At 48.7% G+C, this 16727-nt stretch carries 18 protein-coding genes and 3 tRNA genes; 20 read left to right on the forward strand and 1 reads right to left on the reverse strand.

Features of this window, described 5'->3' with window-relative positions; genetic code table 11:
* Window positions 1–27 precede the first annotated feature (27 nt).
* The 13 genes from C7R91_RS14920 to C7R91_RS14985 all read left to right on the forward strand — a co-directional run bounded on the left by C7R91_RS14920 (window position 28) and on the right by C7R91_RS14985 (window position 11889).
* Entirely contained in the window at window positions 28–885 is an 858-nt protein-coding gene (locus C7R91_RS14920; RefSeq protein ID WP_017248204.1) for a carbon-nitrogen hydrolase family protein, read from the forward strand.
* Between the two features lie 37 nt (window positions 886–922).
* Window positions 923–1594, forward strand: coding sequence for a GNAT family N-acetyltransferase (locus tag C7R91_RS14925; protein WP_047069073.1), 672 nt, complete (start codon window positions 923–925; stop codon window positions 1592–1594).
* Window positions 1595–1634: 40 nt separating this feature from the next.
* Window positions 1635–2306: a hypothetical protein gene (locus C7R91_RS14930; protein ID WP_047069074.1), complete on the forward strand. Its 672-nt coding sequence runs from the start codon at window positions 1635–1637 to the stop codon at window positions 2304–2306.
* A gap of 220 nt (window positions 2307–2526) precedes the next feature.
* Window positions 2527–2769: a hypothetical protein gene (locus C7R91_RS14940; RefSeq protein ID WP_047069075.1), complete on the forward strand. Its 243-nt coding sequence runs from the start codon at window positions 2527–2529 to the stop codon at window positions 2767–2769.
* Window positions 2766–4061, forward strand: a complete 1296-nt coding sequence (locus C7R91_RS14945; protein ID WP_047069076.1) for a sigma-54 interaction domain-containing protein — start codon at window positions 2766–2768, stop codon at window positions 4059–4061. Before C7R91_RS14940 ends, C7R91_RS14945 begins: the two co-directional genes overlap by 4 nt.
* A 167-nt stretch (window positions 4062–4228) precedes the next feature.
* A complete protein-coding gene (locus tag C7R91_RS14950; RefSeq protein WP_047069077.1) occupies window positions 4229–5098 on the forward strand; it encodes an energy-coupling factor transporter ATPase in 870 nt (289 codons plus the stop codon).
* Entirely contained in the window at window positions 5095–5955 is an 861-nt protein-coding gene (locus C7R91_RS14955; protein WP_047069078.1) for an energy-coupling factor transporter ATPase, read from the forward strand. The genes C7R91_RS14950 and C7R91_RS14955 overlap by 4 nt, the downstream gene beginning before the upstream one ends.
* 13 nt (window positions 5956–5968) lie before the next feature.
* Window positions 5969–6805, forward strand: a complete 837-nt coding sequence (locus C7R91_RS14960; RefSeq protein WP_047069079.1) for an energy-coupling factor transporter transmembrane component T family protein — start codon at window positions 5969–5971, stop codon at window positions 6803–6805.
* A gap of 66 nt (window positions 6806–6871) precedes the next feature.
* On the forward strand, window positions 6872–7429 hold the full coding sequence (locus tag C7R91_RS14965) for an ECF transporter S component (protein ID WP_047069080.1): 558 nt from the start codon (window positions 6872–6874) through the stop codon (window positions 7427–7429).
* Window positions 7429–8391, forward strand: a complete 963-nt coding sequence (locus C7R91_RS14970; RefSeq protein WP_047069082.1) for a P1 family peptidase — start codon at window positions 7429–7431, stop codon at window positions 8389–8391. Before C7R91_RS14965 ends, C7R91_RS14970 begins: the two co-directional genes overlap by 1 nt.
* 37 nt (window positions 8392–8428) lie before the next feature.
* Entirely contained in the window at window positions 8429–9646 is a 1218-nt protein-coding gene (locus C7R91_RS14975) for a M20 family metallopeptidase (RefSeq protein ID WP_047069083.1), read from the forward strand.
* Window positions 9647–9744: 98 nt separating this feature from the next.
* Window positions 9745–11532 carry a M3 family oligoendopeptidase gene (locus C7R91_RS14980; protein WP_047069084.1) on the forward strand — a complete coding sequence of 596 codons (1788 nt, stop codon included), beginning with the start codon at window positions 9745–9747 and terminating at the stop codon, window positions 11530–11532.
* A 120-nt stretch (window positions 11533–11652) separates the two neighbouring features.
* The gene (locus tag C7R91_RS14985; RefSeq protein ID WP_047069085.1) at window positions 11653–11889 is read left to right on the forward strand and encodes a hypothetical protein; all 237 of its coding nucleotides are present in this window, start codon (window positions 11653–11655) and stop codon (window positions 11887–11889) included.
* A gap of 77 nt (window positions 11890–11966) precedes the next feature.
* Here the strand turns inward: C7R91_RS14985 and C7R91_RS14990 are convergent, their stop codons facing one another.
* Window positions 11967–12875: a C40 family peptidase gene (locus tag C7R91_RS14990; RefSeq protein ID WP_047069086.1), complete on the reverse strand. Its 909-nt coding sequence runs from the start codon at window positions 12873–12875 to the stop codon at window positions 11967–11969.
* A gap of 178 nt (window positions 12876–13053) precedes the next feature.
* Here C7R91_RS14990 and C7R91_RS14995 point away from each other — a divergent pair.
* The 7 genes from C7R91_RS14995 to C7R91_RS15025 all read left to right on the forward strand — a co-directional run bounded on the left by C7R91_RS14995 (window position 13054) and on the right by C7R91_RS15025 (window position 16721).
* A tRNA-Asp gene (locus C7R91_RS14995) sits at window positions 13054–13130 on the forward strand.
* A gap of 43 nt (window positions 13131–13173) precedes the next feature.
* Window positions 13174–13249: transfer RNA gene (locus C7R91_RS15000), tRNA-Thr, on the forward strand.
* 7 nt (window positions 13250–13256) lie between these two features.
* Window positions 13257–13343: transfer RNA gene (locus C7R91_RS15005), tRNA-Leu, on the forward strand.
* Between the two features lie 179 nt (window positions 13344–13522).
* Window positions 13523–14569 (forward strand): NAD(P)/FAD-dependent oxidoreductase, encoded by a 1047-nt coding sequence (locus C7R91_RS15010; RefSeq protein ID WP_047069087.1) that lies wholly within the window; start codon window positions 13523–13525, stop codon window positions 14567–14569.
* 158 nt (window positions 14570–14727) lie between these two features.
* Entirely contained in the window at window positions 14728–15357 is a 630-nt protein-coding gene (locus C7R91_RS15015) for a VanW family protein (protein WP_047069088.1), read from the forward strand.
* 133 nt (window positions 15358–15490) lie between these two features.
* A complete protein-coding gene (locus tag C7R91_RS15020; RefSeq protein WP_047069090.1) occupies window positions 15491–16036 on the forward strand; it encodes a hypothetical protein in 546 nt (181 codons plus the stop codon).
* A 58-nt stretch (window positions 16037–16094) separates the two neighbouring features.
* A complete protein-coding gene (locus C7R91_RS15025; RefSeq protein ID WP_047069091.1) occupies window positions 16095–16721 on the forward strand; it encodes a fumarylacetoacetate hydrolase family protein in 627 nt (208 codons plus the stop codon).
* Window positions 16722–16727 lie beyond the last annotated feature (6 nt).

Consider the following 16727-nt stretch of genomic DNA (forward strand, 5'->3'; position numbering starts at 1 on the left):
TATCACGTCTGAGGAAGGAAGAATGGCATGAAAATGCGTGTTTCCGCTGTGCAGTACCATCTGCATACCATACATAGCTTTGAAGACTTCGCCAATCAAGTTGAGCACTACGTGAAAAACGCACAAGAGTACGACACAGAATTTCTCCTTTTCCCGGAGCTGTTTACGACTCAACTCATGTCAATTGGAGACGAGCAGGGCAATGCGCTGCCGATTACGGCATTGCCATCATTCACGGACCGATATGTCGAGCTGTTTCGTTCCCTCGCTGCCAAATATGAGATGTATTTGATTGGCGGGACGCACATTATCGAAGAAAACGGCAAGCTTTACAATACGGCTTTTCTGTTTTACCCGGATGGACGTGTAGGCCAGCAGAAAAAAATCCATATCACGCCATGGGAAGTAAAAGGCTGGAATATGGGGGCTGGCGACTCTCTGCAAATCTTTGAGACCGACAAAGGGAAGGTCGCGATGATTATTTGCTACGACATTGAGTTCCCTGAGTGGGTGCGCATCGCCAAAGCACGGGGCGCAGACGTCATTTTCTGCCCATCCTGCACGGATGATCGCCATGCATTCCATCGCGTACGTTATACAAGTCATGCACGGACAATTGAAAACCAAGTGTATGTCGTGCTGACTGGTACTGTAGGTTCGCTGCCGACAGTTGATTTCATGCGAGCGAACTTTGGACAAGCGGCGATCTTGACGCCAAACGATGTTCCGTTCCCTCCGCGAGGCATTCTTGCTGAAGGGGAAATCAACCACGACATGATGGTAACCGCTGATCTGGATATTCAATTGCTATACGACGTGCGGGAAAAAGGCTCTGTCACAACCTGGCGCGACCGCCGCACCGATTTGTATACAGACTGGAAGTAAGCATTCCATCGTGACTCTGGACAGCAGGAGGATGCATATGTACAGAAAAGAGCTGTATGTATTTGAAGGGAACAAGCCACGCAAAGCTGTTATTCGCAACTACAATCACGCTGACTTCTTCGAATTGATCCAAATACAGGCGGAGAGTTTTCCACCGCCATTCCCGTCTGAGCTATGGTGGAACCAGGAGCAGCTGACGAACCATATTACGCTGTTCCCGGAAGGTGCCATTTGTGTAGAAGTGGACGGCGTTTTGGCAGGTTCGATGACAGGGCTGCTCGTGAAATTTGATCCGGCTCACCCCGAGCATAAGTGGGAGGATGTCACGGATAGCGGTTATATCCGTAACCATGATCCGCAAGGGGACACGCTGTACATCGTAGATATTTGCATCCGCCCGAGCTTCCGCAAGCTGGGATTGGGTCAACAGATGATGCAAGCGATGTATGAGCTGGTGGTACAAAAAGGACTGTGCAGATTGCTGGGTGGAGGTCGCATGCCGGGATATGGACGTTTTGCAGACCAATGGACACCTGAGCAGTATTTGGAGCGAGTACTGACAGGGGAAGTAAGAGACCCGGTGATTACATTTCTCATGCGCTGCGGTCGCACGCCTGTTCAGGTCGTGGCGAATTATTTGGAAGATGAGGAATCTCGCAACTACGCGACACTCATGGAATGGAAAAATCCATTTCAGCAGCATCTGTAGAACGTAATCCGACATAATCGATTGAGAGGGGATTTGACTGATGGAATTCGTACGTATTCAACATATTGACAATCCGCTGTTTGCGAAGATGCACCGTTTGATGCAAGAGGTTTTCCCGCCTGAGGAAGTATTGGCGTACGATCTGTGGAAAGAGCCACTCGAGGATCCAGGCATTCGCGTATTTGTAGCTGTACACGAAGGAGAAGTTGTGGGCGCTACCGAATACCGTTATTACACGGACATGAACATAGCCATGACAGACTTCACGATCATTGGTCGAGAAGGACTCGGAGTGGGACGATTCCTCGCCAGAGAGCGTCAAAAGGATCTGCTCGCTCTTGCTGCTGAAAACGGCAAGGAGCTGTACGGAATGTTTGCTGAAATCTACGACCCGTACCGCGTGGAAGAACACAGCTTTGGCGGAATCAAGCCAATGGACCCATTTGTACGCCGTGAAGTGCTCTCTCATCTGGGCTACAAACGTACGAACTTTTCGTATGTGCATCCGTCCTGGCAAAATGACGGGGAAGCGGTATCCGGACTCGATCTGGGCTTCATGCCGACAAACGAAGAGCAAACGACACTCGAAGCGGATCTGATCGTCACGTTCTTGAAGCGCTATTACGCTGTGCTTCCACAAAAGCCGCAAGCATGGCTCGACATGGTGAAAGACTTGGAAAGCAAAGAATTTGTAGAGCTGCTTCCTATCTAATCGAAAGACAACAAGACCAACTCTCCTGTGGAGCTATGTTCACGGCTCCATGGGAGTTTTTCGTAGAGTGTAAGTCAGATTATTGCGAAAAATACGAGGTGTATGAAGAGGGATTCAAAATGAAAATGATCACACTGTGCGGGTCTACCAAATTCAAAAAGGAATTTGAGCAGGCAGATCTACTCTCAGACATTCACATGCAAAAACAGAGGTGAACCAGGTGAAAGCTCAAAACCTAGCATCAATCTTCCTTTACATAGCCGTCATCTTTCACTTGCTGGGCATGAGTGGCTGGACTTCTGCAAAGCTGGCACAACCGATCGAGCTTGCCATCCTCGCGCTGATGCTTCTGTCCATTTTCATTTTACGGAAAAAGAAACGAAAAAAGCGCCGGGCAAGAAGGCCAGCACCAGAAGTAGCAGTCATGCTTGAGCATGCCGAGGAAGGAGAGCCAGACAAATGATTCATGACATCCACATGCAGGCGATTCTTGACGCTTCTCACGACGGCATCATCGCGGTCGATCGGGATTCCATGATTATCGGGGTCAATAAAAACGCGATGGAAATACTCGGTCTGCCAGGCAATATCGTTGGACAAAAAATTACCCGTTATATCCCCAATTCAGATATGTTGAGAATCTTGGCAACGGGAAAAAAGGAGATTGGGGACATTGCGACGATCCTTAATCGACAAATTATCATCAACCGTTTGCCGATTGTCGTGGAGGGTGAAATCGTGGGTGCGGTTTCCACTTTTAAAGAGATCACCGACATTCAAAAAATGGAGATGCGCATTCGCAAGCAGAGCATGGAGAGCGGCTTGGAAGCCAAATTCCGCCTGGAGGATATCGTGGGAGAGTCTTCTGCGATCCGGGAAGCGAAGGAATGGGCGGAAACATTTGCAAGGACAGATGCGACAGTTCTCATACAGGGGGAGACTGGGACTGGCAAGGAGTTGTTTGCCCAAGGGATTCATTTGAGCAGCCAGCGTGCAACCGGTCCGTTCATCCCGGTTAACTGTGCGGCTCTCCCTGGCAATTTATTGGAGAGCGAGTTATTTGGATACGAGGAGGGCGCTTTTACAGGCGCGCGAAAAGGTGGAAAGCCCGGGCTGTTTGAATTGGCCCATGGAGGCACTCTGTTTCTCGATGAAATCGGAGAGATGTCGATCCCGATCCAAGCGTTGCTTTTGCGTATCTTGCAGGAGAAAAAAGTGCGCAGAATCAGCGGAGAACGCATCGTCCCTGTCGATGTGAGAATCATCGCGGCGACGAATCGGGATTTGGAACGACTGGTGGAGGAAAAGCAGTTTCGTTCAGACCTGTACTTCCGATTGAATGTGTTGACGCTAGAGTTGCCTGCTTTGCGAGAGCGAATTGAAGATATTCCGCTATTGGTGACATCGATCATTGAAGAAATCAAGGAACGGGAAAATAAAAGGCATCTGAAAGTAGAAGAGGCCGTTTTCCACGTTCTCAAACAATACGACTGGCCAGGCAATGTACGAGAGTTGCGCAACGTGGTGGAAAGAATGGTCTTGCTTTGCAAGAATGACGCGCTTGGCAAAGAGGACACCGCTTTTTTTGCCAAGAAGCTGTATCAGCGTCAATCTTCTCGAGATCAAGAAGAGGGAGAAGCAGAAGTCATCCGAAAGGTTTTGGCGGAGACAAAGGGAAACAAGGGGGAGGCGGCGAAAATTTTGGGAATGGATCGGTCCACCCTATGGAGAAAGATGAAGCGCTACGAAAGGTAGTAGAAATTGATGCAATTGCAACATCAGCGATGCATATTTGCAACAGAGTGGAACCGTTACGTGTGTAATTTACAGAAAATTAAAAACATATTTATTTGGCACGGTAGTTGCTTATTTATATGGTGGACACAACACATACGACTTTTACGAAGAGGCGAGGGGAGAGCATGACACCACAACCGATTATTCGTGTAGAAAATGTCTCGTTTGCCTATCAGGTTAACCAAGATCAACAAATTCCTGTCCTGCAAAATGTCTCCCTAGAAGTGTTTCCAGGAGAGTATGTCGCCATCATCGGTCATAATGGCTCCGGTAAGTCAACGCTGTCTAAGCATCTCAATGGAATTTTGACTCCAAAGGAAGGCGACGTCATCGTTAACGGGATCAACACGCGTGAAAAACAACGAATCCATGAAGTGAGGAGCCGTGTCGGGATAGTTTTTCAGCATCCGGATAATCAGATTGTCGCGACGATTGTAGAGGACGATGTGGCTTTCGGATTGGAGAACATCGGGACATCGGCGGAAGAGATGAAAACACGTGTGGATTTTGCACTAGAGGCAGTAGGAATGAGTGCATTTCGCCATCGGCCTCCCCATCATTTGTCTGGCGGCCAAAAGCAGCGGATCGCCATTGCGGGGATATTGGCCATGAAGCCGCAAGTCCTTGTCATGGACGAAGCGACGAGTATGCTGGACAGCTACGGTAGACAGGATATTTTGGCAGTCGTTCGCAAGCTGCATCGCGAAGGAATGACGATCGTCACAGTGACCCATCACATGTCAGAAGTAGCGGAAGCAGATCGCGTCATCGTGATGGAGGGCGGCAGGATCGTATTGGAGGGCACTCCGCGAGAGGTATTTTCCCATCAGGAAAGACTTCGCGAGCTACATCTGGATGTTCCAGACGCGAGCCGAATTGCTCAGCTCGTCCACTCCGAATATAGCGAATTTACACCTGATCTTATCCACAATGAGGAAGTTGTTGCGGAGGTTAATCGTCTATACGTCAGACAAGCGGAGGCGAGTGGTTCATGATGCAACCGATCGTAAACGTAGAAAATCTATCTCATATCTATATGCAAGGAACGCCCCTCGAACATCGGGCTCTCGACCAGGTAAGCATCCAGGTGGCAGAGGGCGAATGCTTGGCGATTATCGGTCATACCGGATCGGGAAAGTCGACGTTAATCCAGCATTTTAACGGCCTGATTCGCCCGCAGTCCGGTACGGTTATCATCAATGGAATGGATGTATCTTCACCGAAGATCGATATTCGTACGTTGCGCAGACAAGTAGGGCTCGTTTTTCAAAACCCGGAGGATCAACTGTTCGAAAAACTGGTCGGTGATGATGTAGCCTATGGCCCTTTTCGGATGGGGCTGCCTTTAGAGGAAGTGCGGCGACGGGTTCAGTGGGCGATGGACTTGGTCGGCCTCTCGTTTCAGGAGATGAAAGACCGTCCGACTTTCGCCTTAAGTGGCGGACAGAAGCGCAAGGTGGCATTGGCTGGCGTCCTTTCCCTGCAACCCAAGGTTCTCGTGCTTGACGAGCCAACAGCAGGGCTGGACCCGCGCTCTCGTCTTGAGCTATTGGATCGCATCCGCCGTCTCAATCGTGAAGAAAAGCTAACGGTCATTTTCGTCTCGCATAATATGGAAGAGGTCGCCAAGCTTGCTGATCGTGTCTACGTCATGGCAAACGGCCAATCAGTCTGCGAAGGGACACCTCGACAAATTTTTGGCAACCAGGAATTGCTGCGGCAACATCATATCGGCACACCGGAATCGGTTGATATTTTATACAGGCTCCATGAGCAGGGCTACAGCATCGATCCTAGCGCTTTTTTACCCGAAGAAACAGCGATGGAAATTTTGAAACTGTTGAACCGCTAAGGAGGGGGTCCACATGTCAGCAGAATTTGAATTGACGCGCAATATTACCATCGGGCAATATTTACCCACTGCTTCGGTTGTTCATCGTCTCGATCCTCGATTCAAGCTTGGTGCTTTCGTCATCCTCATTCTAGCGATTGCCATCTGCGATACATACGTAGGCAACCTGTTTGCTTTAGCCATTTGTATCTGGATGTTTCAAATCTCGAAAATTCCCCTGCATTACGGCATATCCGGGATTAAGCCCGCTATCCCCTTTATCATCATTTTGGCGATCATGCAGTTGCTTTTTTACGGCGAGGTTGTCAATGGCGGAACCGTTTATTTGAAATACGGCTTCATCACGATCACGAGTGAGAGTGTACGCCTCGTCATTGTGTCTGCCATGCGCTTTGTAGAAGTGATCTTCTTATCGAGTGTCCTCACGCTCAGTACTTCTACAACGGAACTTACGCACGGAATGGAGCGACTGCTGGGGCCTCTGGAAAAAGTAAAGTTTCCGGTTCATGCGTTTGCATTGATCATCACGATTGCTGTGCGCTTTGTACCTACCTTCGCGATGGAAATGGAAAAAATGATGAAAGCACAAGCGTCCCGTGGTGCAGATTTCGGGACAGGAGAATGGTGGCGGATCATCCAGAGAACAAAAGACATGTTTCCCATCATCATTCCGCTGTTTAATGTGGCGCTCTCCAGAGCAGAAGATTTGATTTTGGCAATGGAAGCCAGATGCTACACACCCGGTGCTTCACGAACCAGATACACCCAGTACAAGGCGGTAGGCAAAGATTACGTCGCGCTGATCGCAAGCATAGTCATTTCTGCGGTCATGCTCGCCATACCTTGGTAGGGGAGACTAGCGGGAACTCGCCCGAGTAGGGCATTCCACATAAAACTCGTAAAAGGAGGAGTATGCATGGAGAAAGGCTTGACCGTGCGCAAGATTGTCATTGCAGGCGTTTTGGGTGCGATCGCGATTTTGCTCGGGGTGACTCGTCTCGGCTACATTCCGGTTCCGACAGCAGCGGGCAACGCCACTATTATGCACATCCCGGCTGTCATCGGGGGCATAATGGAGGGCTGGGGCGTTGGTATGATCATTGGCCTTATATTTGGAGTCTCTTCTTTCTTAAATGCCACCGTTCCGCTTTTTAAAGACCCGCTGGTAGCCATCCTGCCACGTTTGTTTATCGGTGTGACTGCTTACTTGACCTATGTCGGCTTGAAAAACATCAATCAGTACTTGGCGATTGGTGCCGCTGGTTTTATCGGGGCGATGACAAACACGATCCTGGTACTGGGCATGGCCGTCATTCGAGGATATATGACTCTCGGTGTAGCGACCACAGTCGCAATCACGAGCGGCTTGCCAGAAGCAATTGTTTCTGTCATTGTTACATTGGCTGTCGTGGCGGCCTGGAAGAAATTAGGCTCAGCAGGCAGGCAAAAATCGAAAATTTCAGGAGACTTATAATGACCGGAACGATAGTTGACGTACCCGGCGTTCTCGTCGGGCATGCACATAACGAAGAAACATTAACGGGATGCAGTGTGATTATGCTGGAAAAGCCGTCTGTCTGCGGCGTGGATGTCCGGGGTTCAGCCCCGGGCACCCGCGAGACGGACCTCTTGGACCCTGTAAATCTGGTGAGTGTCGTCCATGCGATTTGCCTTTCGGGTGGCAGTGCATACGGTTTGGATGCTGCTACCGGTGTCATGCAGTATTTGGAGGAACGAGGCATCGGACTGGATGTTGGCTATGGCGTCGTTCCTATCGTTCCTGCGGCAGTCTTGTTCGACCTGGCTGTAGGCGACTATCGTGTTCGGCCTGATCGTCAAATGGGCTATGAGGCAGCACAGGCAGCAAGCCGTGAGACAGTGGCACAAGGAAATGTCGGTGCTGGTACAGGTGCGTCAGTAGGCAAGCTGAATGGATTTGGGAATGCAATGAAGAGCGGATTGGGCACAGCTTCCGTGATTTTACCCAATGGACTCGTGGTAGGCGCCATCGTCGCTGTGAATGCGGTCGGTCATGTGGTAGATCCTCAGTCAGGGACGATCTTAGCCGGGCCGAGAGATGAACAGGGAACCATTCGGGATAGCTTGGAGATGATGCGAAAGCATGCTTTTGCCCCGATCCCTCCAGGCACGAACACGACGATTGCCGTAGTCGCGAGCAATGCCCGCTTGTCCAAAGCAGAAGCAAACAAAGTAGCGCAAATGGCACACGACGGGCTTGCCCGTGCGATCCGTCCGATTCACACCATGTACGATGGCGATACGGTCTTTGCTGTAGCAACAGACGAAATTGAGGCGAGTGTAGACTTGGTGGGCGCTTTGTCCACAGATGTGCTGGCAGAAGCCGTCATTCAAGCAGTTAAGCACGCAGAGGAAGCGGGGGGACTGCCATCTTATCGCAGTTACTTCCAGGCATAGGTATAACATAATTGGATGCAGAGGAGAGGATTGGCGGATGAATCAGGTGATATCCTTTGTTGACGAGCAAGAGGTTGTGCGCCTAACGCAGGAGCTCGTTAGAATTCCGAGTGTGTTTCGCCCTGATCAGGCAGGGGCGAATGAAGAGCGGGTCGCGTTATTTGTCGCCGATTATCTTCGCAATATGGGTTTGCAGGTCTTCTATGAGGAGGTTGTGCCAGGCAGACCGAATGTCATCGCTTTTTACGATTCGGGCAGACCTGGTAAAACGCTTTTGTTCGAAGCCCATACAGATGTCGTAACAGAAGGGGATCGGGATGCTTGGAGCTACGACCCTTTTGGCGGGACAATATCTGGTGGGCGTATCTACGGGCGTGGCTCCTGTGACACAAAAGGAAATCTGGCTGCCGCGATATGTGCCGTCAAAGCTATCCAACGATCCAAACAGTCTTTTACAGGCAAAATCCTCCTGTGCATCCCTTGCGATGAGGAGAGCATGATGATCGGGATCAAAGATTTCATCCGTCGCGGCTGGGCTAACAACGTTGATGCTGCTATCATCTGCGAACCGGAAGAAAATCAGCTCTGCATCACGCAAAAAGGAGCCATGCGAGCGATCCTTCGTACGTTTGGCAAGATGGCGCATGGTGCCATGCCACTGACGGGAATAAATCCGAACACAAGGATGGCACGCGCCATAGTGGCGTTAGAGGAGCTGGAGCGCAAGGAAATGGCTCGTCTGGGCGAGCACCCGATGTTGGGGTGGCCGAGTATCACTCCGACGATTTTGCAGGCCCCGGTCAAAGGAGACGCCCAAATCAACGTCGTACCCGATCAATGCATGACGACACTTGATATTCGCACGGTACCCGGGCAGGACCACCAAGAGCTGTTCAAAGAAATTAGTGCCATATTAGAAGAATTAAGCAAAGAAGATGACAAGTTCAAAGCCACTCTGGAAGTCATCGAAGAGCGTCCTTGGACGCTGACTGGCATGAAGGAAGAAGTCGTGACCGCTGTCGCGAGTGCCTATCGGGAAATCACGAAAAAAGAACCCGTATATAATGGCGTTCCAGGTGCGACAGATGGAACCTTCCTGCACAAGGCCGGCATTCCGATTTTGACGACAGGGGCAGGCGATCGCCATATTCCTCATCATGCAGATGAGTATGTAGCCATTGACCAATTGGTGGAATCCACCCAACTTTTTGCTTTGTCGGCATTGACGTTTTTGACGCAGCCAGTGCGAGCGTGATCGCCTGCAAAAGAAGTTTTCTTAGTAAAAACTTGCAGAATCCATCTAATTTTTTTTACAATAGGCTTGTTACATAAGCGAAAAGGAGGCGCGTGCCCATGAATATGCGTTGGAATTTGGGAGTCTTGTATTCCTCGTTTGATGCACCGGAATGGAAACAAGATTGGGAGAAGCTAGTACGTGAAACAGAAGAGATCAAAAGCTGGGCAGCGCAAAACTTGCAATCTTCAGAAGATGCAGTAGCGAAGATGGAGAAATACATCACGATGATGACCTCCGTCCTGCAAACGCAATTCCGCTTGTACGCCTACGGAGAGCTGACTGCCAGCGTCGATGCCAAGAATGAAGCAGCACTGCTCGCGATTGAAAAAGTACAGAATCAGGCTGTTGAATTGGTAGAACCAGGCGTACAATTCCAAAAATGGTTAGGATCGTTGAGCAACCTGAACGAGTTGATTAGCCAATCGGAGCTGTTAGAGACACATCGCTTTATGTTGACAGAAATGTCAGACAAGAGCAAATACATGCTGAGCGAAAAAGAAGAAATCGTCTTGGCAAAAATGAAAAATACAGGGTCAAATGCATGGACAAAGCTCCATGAAATGCTGACTTCCACACTGCTTGTAGATATTACAATCGATGGGGAGCACAAACAGCTTCCATTGCCAGTGGTGCGGAACATGGCCAACGAAAAAGATCCGCAGCTTCGCAAAACGGCATACGAGGCGGAGCTTGCGGCTTACAAAAAAATCGATGAAGCTGCTGCTGCCAGCTTGAATGGAATTAAGGGCGAGGTTATTACTGTAGCGAAGCTCAGAGGTTATGAATCACCGCTGGATAAAACGTTGCAAGACTCCCGCATGGACCGCGAGACACTCGAAGCGATGCTTCAGGCAATGCGTGAGAGCCTGCCATCCTTCCATCAATACTTCCGTACAAAGGCGAAGCTGCTCGGTCATAAGAGCGCTCAGTTGCCGTTTTATGATTTGTTTGCACCAGTGGGCGAGGCAGACATGCGGTTCTCATACGAGGAATCCCGCGACTTCATCGTGAAGCACTTTGGTAGCTTTAGCGAAAAGCTCGCAAACTATGCAGCAAGGGCTTATGACAATCAGTGGATTGATGCAGAGATTCGTGAAGGCAAGCGTGGAGGGGCATTTTGCTACAACCTGCACATCGTAGGGGAGAGCAGAATTATGTCCAACTACACAGGGAGCTACAGTGATGTGAGCACAATGGCACATGAATTGGGACATGGCTATCACGGAGAATGTCTCGTAAACGAAGCATTCTTGAATAGTGAATACCCAATGCCAATCGCCGAAACAGCATCCATTTTGTGCGAAACGATCATTGCCAATGCTGCACTAGAACAAGCGACCTCCGAGGAAGCATTCGCGATTTTGGAAAATGATATCAGCGGGGCAAGCCAGGTGATCGTCGATATTTATAGCCGTTACTTGTTCGAGACTGCTGTATTTGAGCGCAGAACAGAAGGTGCCTTGTCAGTTTCCACTCTGAACGAACTGATGCTGCAAGCGCAAAAGGACGCTTACGGAGATGGTTTGGATCCTGCAGCTCTACACCCGTACATGTGGGTGTGCAAACCGCACTATTATAGCGCGGATTACAATTTCTACAACTTCCCGTATGCTTTTGGGCTTCTGTTCGCGAAAGGCTTGTACGCAGAGTATCTCAAGCGCGGGGAAGCTTTTGTTGAGCAATACGACAAGCTCTTGTCCGTAACAGGCAAAATGAGTGTTGCGGATGTAGCAGCCATCATGGATGTTGATGTACGCTCAGTCGATTTCTGGCGGAACTCTCTCTCTTTGGTTGCAAAAGATATCGACAAATTCGTTGAGCTCGCGTCTGCTCGCTTGAACTAAATAGGAAGAACGTCCGCTATGTCATGAGCGGACGTTTTTTATTCATGCTGCAAAGCGTTTTTATGCGCATAGGGAACAGAGGGGAAGGAGAAAGTAAGAAAAAACAGATGAGGTGATTACGTGGTAAACGGATTGCAGTTACTCGACCTATTACGGGAAACGGAGAACAAGATGCTGCATCTACATAGAGCCATCGACAGAGTAAGCAGCGAGCCGGATTTCAAGGAGTCTGTCAGTGTTCTTACCGTAGTCGTTCGTGATTATCAACTTCAGCTCGACAAAATGAAGCAAGCGTTGGGCAAAATCGAAATCGGAGGGCAACAGCAGCAGCAGGCCCATAATACCGAAATACATTAGGCAAAGAAAGACAAACAGCCCTCGAACTGCTGCAAAGGCAGATAGGGCTGTTTGTTTTCTTATTTGTGTAGGAAAGCTTACTGGAAATTAGCGTAACGCTTCACACCGTAAAACGGATAGAGCTTATGCATGTATTCGACTTTGCCATAGCGAACATCTTCGCCGTTCGCATGCACGATTGCCCCATTACCCAGATAGATCGCTACGTGGGACACTCGTCCTTTTCCAAGAGAATCGTAGAACAAGAGGTCACCAGGCTGAGCTTGATCAAGTGACACTTCTTGACCGCCACGGAATTGATCTTCAGAAGTGCGAGGAAGTGTAACCCCAAGCTGCTCAAAAACGTATGAAGTAAAGCCACTACAATCAAAGCCATTCGGGGTGGTTCCGCCTAAGACGTATGGTGTATTGAGCAATGGCTCAAAAATTTCCTTCATTCGACCCAGATCTTCTGCATTTACCTCGGCAGGCAGCGAAACGCTAGAAGTGAGGTTTGGACTGAGGAACTCTGTAGCAACGTAAGCTTCACGATCTTCGAATTCGATTTTCGTCCATTCACTACCCGTTTCTACGACTTCTACAATAGAACCGAATCGTAGCTTGCCTAACACCTTTGCGTCAGTCGAAGGCTTTTTACGCACATTCAGCACATCACCAGTGACGCGGGCTTTTTCACCAGCTGTTAGTTCTTTAGACTCAGTGGTAGCGTTATCATTCTGATCGACGGCTACATCGGAAGGAATGTCAGTCGCAATGGAGTCAGAAGTGCTTGCACCATGAATTGACAAAGTTTGTCCAATTGACAATCTATCATCATTCAGTTGGTTCCATTGAATGATTTGATCCACCGTGACCTGATGTTCGCGAGCGATCTTGCTCAACGTATCACCTGCTGATACCACATATGCCGATGAGGAAGCATGGGCAGCAGTAGGCAGCAGAGTGAAGAGGGCGAGGAAGGTTAGTAGCCTCGAAGTCTTTTTCATGTCATCGTCTCCACCAATCTACTAAAATCTGCATATCTAGCTAAAATTCTATCGGATTTTGCTTGGTAAATCTATGAAAAAAATAATCTTTATTTTATTTTTTAAAAACTATTGCATTACGAGATAGGCTCGTGCTATATTACAGAAGTCGCCGCAAGATGGGGGACAAAAACCACATGGAGCTGTGGTGAAGTTGGAGTTCACGCCGGTCTGTCACACCGGAGGTCGCGGGTTCGAGTCCCGTCAGCTCCGCCATTCTTTCACTAGAATGTGCGAATTAAATAGTTTCTCGTAATGTGCCGGTATAGCTCAATTGGTAGAGCACCTGACTTGTAATCAGGGGGTTGTGGGTTCAAGTCCTATTGCCGGCACCATTTTTATGCGGTCGTGGCGGAATTGGCAGACGCGCTAGATTCAGGTTCTAGTGGTGGCAACACCGTGGAGGTTCAAGTCCTCTCGACCGCACCATATGGCAAACAACAGGTTCGTAAATTAGCTGATGAAGCTAATAACGAGCCTTTTTTATTTTTTCTTCAATGTTGAATCCTCCTCCATTTTCCATTACAATCACATTGTGATAATGAATCTCATTTTCATCAAGACTTGATGATTCATAAACAAACAAGAAAGACAGTGGAGGGGTAGTTGTGGGAGAACAGTTGGAGCTATTTGATGTAACCATTATTGGCGGTGGCCCTGCGGGGATGTACGCTGCCTTTTATAGCGGAATGCGCGATATGAAGACGAAACTCATTGAAGCGAAAGAAGACCTCGGTGGACGAATGTTGATCTATCCAGAAAAAATGATCTGGGATGTAGGCGGTGTACCACCACAACTATGTGAAAAGCTGATTGCCAACCTGGTGCAACAAGCGAAGACATTTGATCCCACCATCGTCCTAGGTGAGGCGATCATTGGACTAGAACCTCAAGAAGACGGCACATACATCCTCGTTGCAAAATCAGGGAGACGGCATTGGACTCGCACGATCATACTGGCTTTGGGTCGAGGTATTTTGAAAATGGCAAAGCTGGAGATCGAAGGAGCAGAGCGCTACGAGGTGACAAATCTTCATTATACGGTGCAGGAACTGGAGCCATTCCGTGGCAAGCACGTCCTCATCTCAGGGGGCGGTGACTCCGCGGTCGATTGGGCAAATGAACTGGTGCAGATCGCAGCGTCTGTAACGGTTGTGCATCGTCGTGATGTATTTGGTGGACATGAGCGGAATGTGAAGCGCATGAAAGAGTCCTCTGCGATTATTCGCACGCCATATGCGGTCACGCAATTGCAAAGCTCAGACAAAGAAACGATCGATAAAGTGACGATACGTCATCTGGAGACAGACGAGACGGAGCAAATCGATGTAGACGCCATTATCGTCAATCACGGATTGAAGGCAGATTTCACCGGGATTAAAGAGTGGGGCTTGGACATGGATGAATGGAACGTATTTGTCAGCCCTCGTCTGGCAACGAATCTACCAGGGATTTTTGCGGCGGGAGATTTTGCGAGCTTTGACAGCAAGATTACGTTGATCGCGGGAGCTTTCACCGATGCGGCTGTAGCCGTAAACAGTGCCAAATTGCACATTGACCCGGTAGCAGATCGGATGGCGTACGTTTCTTCTCATAACCAGCGCTTTAAAGAAAAGAACAAAGCCCTTGGGGTTATCGATGAGGACGACGAGTAGAACTGCTGTAGGACAAAAAGCCCAACATTTGCAGGTTGATTGTCGCTTTTCCCATACGTAACATTGTAAGAGGCAAGGCATAAAAACAATGATAGACGATATCAATCGGGAGCTTCGCGTCAGCAAATCGATCAACAAATGTGGGAGAGGAAGTAGAAATGAAGAAAGTTCGGCATTGGCTGATCACTTTGGCTACAGTGGCCCTTGTATTCTCGCTCGGTATGAACTCCGCGCCTGAGCATGCAATGGCGTTGCAATTAGACTCGTTAACTCCTGCTATCGAGTTGCAGGAAAAGTTACAGGAAAAGTATGTGGAGAAAATGGACCTCAAGAAAAAGGAGGTTCTCGGCTTTTATTACTCATCGATGAAAAACAGCACAGATGCGCGCAAACATAACATCAAGCAAGCATTGAGCAAGATTCATAATGAAAAAATCAAGCCGCAACAGGTGTTTTCTTTCAATGAAATAGTGGGAAATTCGAATTTGCCAGAGGATGGTTGGCAACAGGCCGGGGTTATTCAGAACGGCCAGCTCGTCGATGACTATGGAGGCGGGATTTGTCAGGTTTCCAGCACACTCTACAATGCAGCTGCGGAAGCAGGGATGACCATGGTAGAACGGCATAACCACAGCAAATCAGTGGGATACGTGCCAGCGGGTCAAGATGCTACAGTAGCGTATGGCTATAAGGACTTTAAATTTACCAACTTGTATGATTTCCCTGTGAAAATCAAAGCAAAATCATACGATGACGAACATATTGTGATTGCGATCATACGTGCGTAGCTTAGAAGGAATAAAGGGGGCATCCTATGGATGAACCCTGTTTTTTTCGGCATTTCTCCAGGAAAAAAATGGATGCTGTTTTGGTTTTGAGTCATGCATTCCTGACCATACTGTTTTAGAGGGAGGTGCCGTGATGTTTGTTCAGGTGACAGGTGATTCACACAATCAAGAGGTTCTCGTCATGGGAGAACGGTTAGACCGCCAGCAGGATGGGTGTTATCTTTTGCCTGGGAGACTTGTCCACGCATTGAAGCCACATGATTTGCCTGTAGGAATCCCGTTTAAGCTCTCGGGTGCGCTGCCCTCTGGCTACGGGTTTTATCGGGAGGACTCTGTTATTTTCCGGCGGACGAATGATACTCCCTCCCTATGGATTGATGTTACTTCTATATATATGGTTGCGGAATGGGATGGTTTGTTCTCGGTAGAAGCGACAGTTGAAGCTAGAAAGCATGTCGTGGAACAACAACAGCGGTTTGCCTTTGTCCTCTCCGAAGCGACAGAGCAGCAAGTGATTTTTCATTACGAATTTTCCTGGAGCTCTGAGCAAGAGATGGATCTGGAGAGTGCGTTGGAATCTATTTGTGATACCGTGATTGAGGTAGAAGCACGAGGAAATGCCCGTCTTTGGCCTGGCTATGAAAACTGCATGGATGAGGACGAACAAGACAAGCTGTAATACGCCATGCAGCCATGATATAGTGAAAAAAGAGACAGCCACCAAAGGAGAGGACAAAATGGAGTCAGTCAAAAATATTTACTGTATCGGTCGCAACTATCGATTGCATGCTGCGGAGTTGGGGAACGATGTGCCGACCAAGCCAATGATCTTTGATAAGCCAACACATGCGCTTGCACTGGCAAATGGAAAGACCATTGACCTTCCTGCATCTCGTGGAGAGCTCCATTATGAGGCGGAGCTTGTGATTCACATCGCGAGACCTTATGAGGCTGGCGTTACACTTGACGAGATGATTGACAAAATAGCACTCGGAATTGACTTTACTTTGCGGGATGTTCAGAGCGAGCTGAAGAAAGCGGGGCATCCATGGTTGTTGGCAAAAGGGTTTAAAAATTCAGCTATTTTGACATCATTTCATTCTTTCCCTGGTATCCATGAGCTGCACCAAACTGATTTTTCCTTGCTGAAAAATGGAGAACAAGTACAACGCGGCAATCTGCGTGATGTGATTTTTGATTTGGAAACGATTATTGCCTATATTTCCGAACATCTTGGACTGGATCAAGGAGATATCATTTACACGGGTACGCCAGCGGGGGTAGGACCGGTTTCGGATGGCGATGTCCTCACTCTCAAGTGGGGAGAAGAGACGTGGGGGCAGTTTACAGCGAAAATGAAATAGGGAGAA

Origin of the sequence: Brevibacillus formosus (assembly GCF_003013405.1) — a bacterium.
Taxonomy (GTDB): domain Bacteria; phylum Bacillota; class Bacilli; order Brevibacillales; family Brevibacillaceae; genus Brevibacillus; species Brevibacillus formosus.